This is a genomic window from Lonsdalea britannica (assembly GCF_946477055.1).
In the GTDB taxonomy this organism is placed as follows: domain Bacteria; phylum Pseudomonadota; class Gammaproteobacteria; order Enterobacterales; family Enterobacteriaceae; genus Lonsdalea; species Lonsdalea britannica_A.
This window is the reverse complement of record NZ_CAMKXG010000256.1, coordinates 1-4,870: the sequence shown is the minus strand read 5'-3', so window position 1 is coordinate 4,870 and position 4,870 is coordinate 1. Positions and strand designations below refer to the sequence as shown.

At 56.3% G+C, this 4,870-nt stretch carries 6 protein-coding genes; 4 read left to right on the top strand and 2 right to left on the bottom strand.

What is annotated here, in order from left to right; genetic code table 11:
• The 4 genes from Q7O77_RS14610 to rlmC form a co-directional block, all read left to right on the top strand.
• Positions 1-387 (top strand): ABC transporter permease subunit (locus Q7O77_RS14610; protein WP_304168748.1); only part of this gene is annotated, 387 nt, incomplete at its 5' end.
• Positions 384-1,229 carry a putrescine ABC transporter permease PotI gene (gene potI, locus Q7O77_RS14605; protein ID WP_304168745.1) on the top strand — a complete coding sequence of 282 codons (846 nt, stop codon included), beginning with the start codon at positions 384-386 and terminating at the stop codon, positions 1,227-1,229. The genes Q7O77_RS14610 and potI, both read left to right, overlap by 4 nt.
• Before the next feature lie 115 nt (positions 1,230-1,344).
• The gene (locus Q7O77_RS14600) at positions 1,345-1,797 is read left to right on the top strand and encodes a YbjO family protein (protein ID WP_304168742.1); all 453 of its coding nucleotides are present in this window, start codon (positions 1,345-1,347) and stop codon (positions 1,795-1,797) included.
• A 67-nt stretch (positions 1,798-1,864) separates the two neighbouring features.
• Complete coding sequence (rlmC, locus tag Q7O77_RS14595) at positions 1,865-2,995, top strand: 23S rRNA (uracil(747)-C(5))-methyltransferase RlmC (RefSeq protein ID WP_304168750.1); 1,131 nt, start codon at positions 1,865-1,867, stop codon at positions 2,993-2,995.
• Between the two features lie 132 nt (positions 2,996-3,127).
• Here the strand turns inward: rlmC and artJ are convergent, their stop codons facing one another.
• Both artJ and artM read right to left on the bottom strand, forming a co-directional pair.
• Positions 3,128-3,862 carry an arginine ABC transporter substrate-binding protein gene (gene artJ / locus Q7O77_RS14590; RefSeq protein ID WP_304168739.1) on the bottom strand — a complete coding sequence of 245 codons (735 nt, stop codon included), beginning with the start codon at positions 3,860-3,862 and terminating at the stop codon, positions 3,128-3,130.
• A gap of 271 nt (positions 3,863-4,133) precedes the next feature.
• Complete coding sequence (artM, locus tag Q7O77_RS14585; RefSeq protein ID WP_304168736.1) at positions 4,134-4,805, bottom strand: arginine ABC transporter permease ArtM; 672 nt, start codon at positions 4,803-4,805, stop codon at positions 4,134-4,136.
• Positions 4,806-4,870 lie beyond the last annotated feature (65 nt).

Sequence of the window (4,870 nt, the reverse complement as noted above, 5' to 3'; positions counted from 1 at the left end):
GGCGTGGTGTACTCCTACTTGCCGTTTATGGTGCTGCCGATTTACACCGCGCTGATACGGCTGGACTATTCGCTGGTGGAAGCATCGCTGGATCTCGGCGCTCGTCCGTTCAAAACCTTCTTGAGCGTGATCGTGCCGCTGACCAAAGGCGGTATTATCGCGGGGTCGATGCTGGTGTTTATCCCGACCGTCGGCGAATACGTTATCCCGGAACTGCTGGGCGGCCCTGACAGCATTATGATTGGCCGTATTCTGTGGCAGGAGTTCTTCAATAACCGCGACTGGCCGGTGGCGTCCGCGGTGGCGACGGTCATGTTGCTTCTGCTGATCGTCCCTATCATCTGGTTCCATAAACATCAAAACAAAGCGGCGGAGGATCAGGCATGAATGATTTACCGGCAGTACGATCCCCCTGGCGTATTTTGATTCTGGTGCTGGGCTTCACCTTCCTGTATGCGCCGATGCTGATGCTGGTGGTCTACTCGTTCAACAGCTCTCGTTTGGTGACCGTGTGGGCCGGATGGTCCACTCAATGGTATACGGCGCTGTTCCATGACTCCGCGATGATTAGCGCGGTTGTGCTCAGCCTGACGATTGCGGCGGCGTCGGCGACGATGGCGGTGGTGATTGGGACGATGGCGTCGCTGGTCATGGTGCGCTTCGGCAGTTTCCGCGGGTCGAACGGTTTCGCCTTCATGCTGACCGCGCCGCTGGTGATGCCCGACGTCATCACAGGTCTGTCGCTGCTGTTGCTGTTCGTCGCGCTGGGGCATGCCATCGGCTGGCCGGCGGAGCGCGGGATGCTGACCATCTGGCTGGCGCACGTGACCTTCTGTTCAGCCTATGTGACCGTAGTCGTCAGCGCGCGTCTGCGCGAGTTGGACCACTCAATCGAAGAAGCGGCGATGGATTTGGGCGCGACGCCGCTCAAAGTGTTCTTTATTATCACCGTGCCGATGATTGCGCCTGCGCTGGTATCCGGTTGGCTCCTCGCGTTCACGCTGTCGCTGGACGATCTGGTGATCGCCAGTTTTGTCTCGGGACCCGGCGCAACCACGCTGCCTATGCTAGTCTTTTCCAGCGTGAGGATGGGCGTTAATCCACAGATTAACGCACTGGCTTCGCTGATACTTTTGGTCGTGGGCGTTATCGGTATTATTGCGTGGTGGTTTATGGCACGGGCGGAGAAACAGCGGCAACGCGATATGCAAAAAGCCCGTCAGGGCTGAGGGGCATACTGCGAGTGAGCGCCGGTCCAGCCGTCATCATAACGCCACCTTGATTCGAGGTGGCGTTATTGTTTATGGGGAGGAGAGTCTTATTCTGTCTATAAAAAAGGATGCCTTGCGACTGTACCGACGCGGCACGCCTGTCGCGGTTATGGTAGCGGGAACCGGTATTATCGCCACCCGCTGCGTGGGGCTGGCGTTGGTGATAGGCGAGCTGGGGCTGGATGGTTTCGGCGGCTGGCTCAGCGACAGCGCCGAGCAATGGGATACTACGTTGCTGATGCTGGCGGCATGGTTACTGTTCTGCCTTGAGGTCCGCTGCGGGTTTGCGGTGCTGTATGGACGCGACTGGGGACGCTGGTGCTATCTGGCTTGCCAATGTCTGACGGTGCTCTACATTCTTATCGCGTCGGTAGCGAATGTGCTGCCGCCCATTTTTTATCTGAGCGCAGAGGATGAGATGGGCGTGCTTCAACAGCTGCTGGAGCATAAGGCGGCGGATGTCGTCATGCTGCTGCTTCTGTTTGTTCCCCGGCGCAGCCAACGCTTTTTTATGCGCCACAAATAATCTTTCACTCAAGGGGGTGATACAATTCGCCTCCTTTGGTTTCTTAACAGGTTTCAGATTCACCGTGATGCATTGCGCCCGCTACAACGACGGCACCTGCCGTTCCTGCCAATGGTTGGAAAAAGAGTATCCGCAGCAGTTGGAAGACAAACAGCAGCACTTGAGTGAACTGCTGGTCGACCATTCGGTTCGTCAGTGGCTTCCGGCGTATCCGTCGCCCCTCGCGGCCTTTCGCAACAAAGCTAAAATGGTGGTGAGCGGCAGCGTCGAACGCCCGCTATTGGGCGTACTGCATCGTGACGGCACTCCCGTCGATCTGTGCGATTGCCCGCTCTATCCCGACAGTTTCCAACCTATCTTCTCAGTATTGAAGACGTTTATTGCGCGGGCAGGATTAACGCCGTATCAGGTCGCCCGTCGGCGCGGTGAACTGAAATATCTGTTGCTGACGGAAAGTCGGTTGAACGGGCAATGTATGCTGCGGTTTGTTCTACGCTCGGAAACCAAGCTGGAGCAGCTGCGCGCGGCCTTGCCGTGGCTACAGGAACAGCTGCCCCAGCTGACCGTAATCTCTGCGAATATCCAGCCGGTGCATCAGGCGATCATGGAAGGCGATCGGGAGATCCCGCTGAGTCGCCAGCAGGTGTTGGAGGATGCGTTCAATCAGATACCGCTCGCCATCCGTCCTCACAGTTTCTTTCAAACCAACCCTGACGTGGCCGCCGCGTTATACGACACCGCCCGACGTTGGGTGCGCGCGCTGCCGGTTCACAGCCTGTGGGATCTGTTTTGCGGTGTCGGCGGCTTCGGGCTTCACTGCGCAACGCCGGAGATGACGCTGACCGGCATTGAGATCAGTGCCGAAGCCATCGCCTGCGCGCGCCGTTCCGCCGAGCAGCTCGGTCTGGAGAAGGTTCATTTCGAGGCGCTTGATTCGACGCGGTTCGCGACCGGGGAAGGGGCCGTGCCGGATCTGGTGATTGTGAACCCGCCTCGTCGCGGTATCGGGGAAGATCTCTGCCAGTATCTCAGCCGTATGGCGCCGCCGTACATCCTGTACTCCAGCTGTAATGCGCAAAGCATGGCCAAGGATATGTCGCTTCTACCGGACTATCGCGCCGAGCAAATTCAGTTGTTCGATATGTTTCCGCATACCGCGCATTATGAAGTGCTGACCTTGCTGAAGCGGGTGGCGTAACCTATCGGGCAATTTCTGGCTCGTCACCGAGTTGTCGCGGGTAAAACCGGGTTAAACGTGAGGGGGACAGAATCGGGAAGGGGGTTAAAACGGGCCGCGGTGCAGCCCGTTGACGATAATGTCTCTTCCGACTTACTGCGCCGGGAACCACTTATCGCTGATCGTTTTGTAGGTGCCGTTTGCCTTCACATCGCTCAGCGCCTGATTCAACTTGGTCAGCAGGGCGGTGTTGTCCGGACGTACGGCGATACCCAGACCAATGCCGAAGTAGGCCGGGTCAGTGATTTTCTCGCCTACCGTCGCCAGCTCAGGATTGTTTTTCAGCCACTCATTGACCACCGCAGTATCACCGAATACTCCATCGATACGGCCGTTTTTAAGGTCGATGATGGCGTTTTGGTAGCTGTCGTAAGACACCGTCTGAATCTCAGGATGCTTTTCATTCAGGTATTTCTGGTGAGTCGTGCCATTTTCCATACCGATACGTTTACCTTTGAGATCGGTGAAAGTGGCGAATTTCCCTTTCTGCGAGATCACAATGGCGGAGTTGGCGTAGTAGGGCTGTGAGAAAGCGACCTGCTTGCTACGCTCTGGGGTGATGTCCATTCCAGAAATCACGGCGTCATAACGGCGGAATTTCAGCGCCGGGATGAGACTGTCGAAAGCCTGATTGGTGAAGGTACACGTCGCCTTCATCTGATCGCACATGGCCTTGGCCAGATCGATATCGAAGCCGGCGATTTTATTATCCGCATCCATGAATTCAAACGGCGGATAGGTAGCAGAAGAGGCAAACCGAATGCTGTCTGCAGCCGTCGCGCCAAAGGTCATTCCAGCCAACAACGTGGCAAGTACCAATTTCTTCATTGTGTTCACTCCAGATCATTATTTTTAGACGAAATCACGGTCCGCCTTAGAGACTCACTTTGCCATTGAGTGAATTTATATGCAAATAAAATAACTATAAATTCAATAATAAGGCAGGGCGTTCAGCGGTATGATTGGATGGAAACGCTGAGGTGAAGGCCGTTCGCCGCCCGGCAACGAACCTCACTTATCATGGGTTGCGTACTGACTGCATAAAAAAGCCCGAGAGAGTCGGGCTCTTTCGGGCTGGCAGCATCACGGTCGTGCGTCGTTATGCATCGTGATTTTCAAAGGCTAAAGCCCTGCGTTCAACCATCCGTAGAATTAACGTTAGCAGACCATTCACACAAAGGTAAACGATGCCGGCGGCGCCAAACACCAGAACGTCGTAAGTGCGGCCGTACAGCTGTTGCCCGTAGCCCATCACATCCATCAGCGTGATGGTATAGGCGAGGGACGTTCCTTTGAACACCAGCACGACTTCATTCGAATAGGATGACAGCGCACGTTTAAAGGCGAAAGGCAGCAGAATACGCAGCGTCTGGCGTTTGTTCATCCCCAGGGCTGCGCAGGATTGCCATTGACCGTCGGGAATCGCCCGCACCGCACCGAAAAACAGCTGGGTGGTGTAGGCGGCACTGTTAAGCGCCAGCGCGATCATGGCGCATAGCCACGGCTGAGAGAACAACGACCACAGCCAGGGGATCTGCTTGATGGCGTCAAACTGGCCCGGGCCGTAGTAGATCAGGAAAATCTGCACCAGCAGCGGGGTGCCGGTAAACAGCGTGATGTAAGCGCGGGACAGCGTAGAGAGCAACGGCGTCTTCAGCGTCAGCACGACGGTCAGCAGCAGCGACAAAAACAGCGCCACGATAAGCGCGGTGACCGTCAGCGTGATGCTGGTGTGCAGCCCCTTGAGCAGCTCGGGAATGTAGTCAAGCATCAGGAGGGCCTCCGTTCGAAGCGAGTGGCGCGGGTTTCAATACGTTTGAGGACCCACTGGCTCAG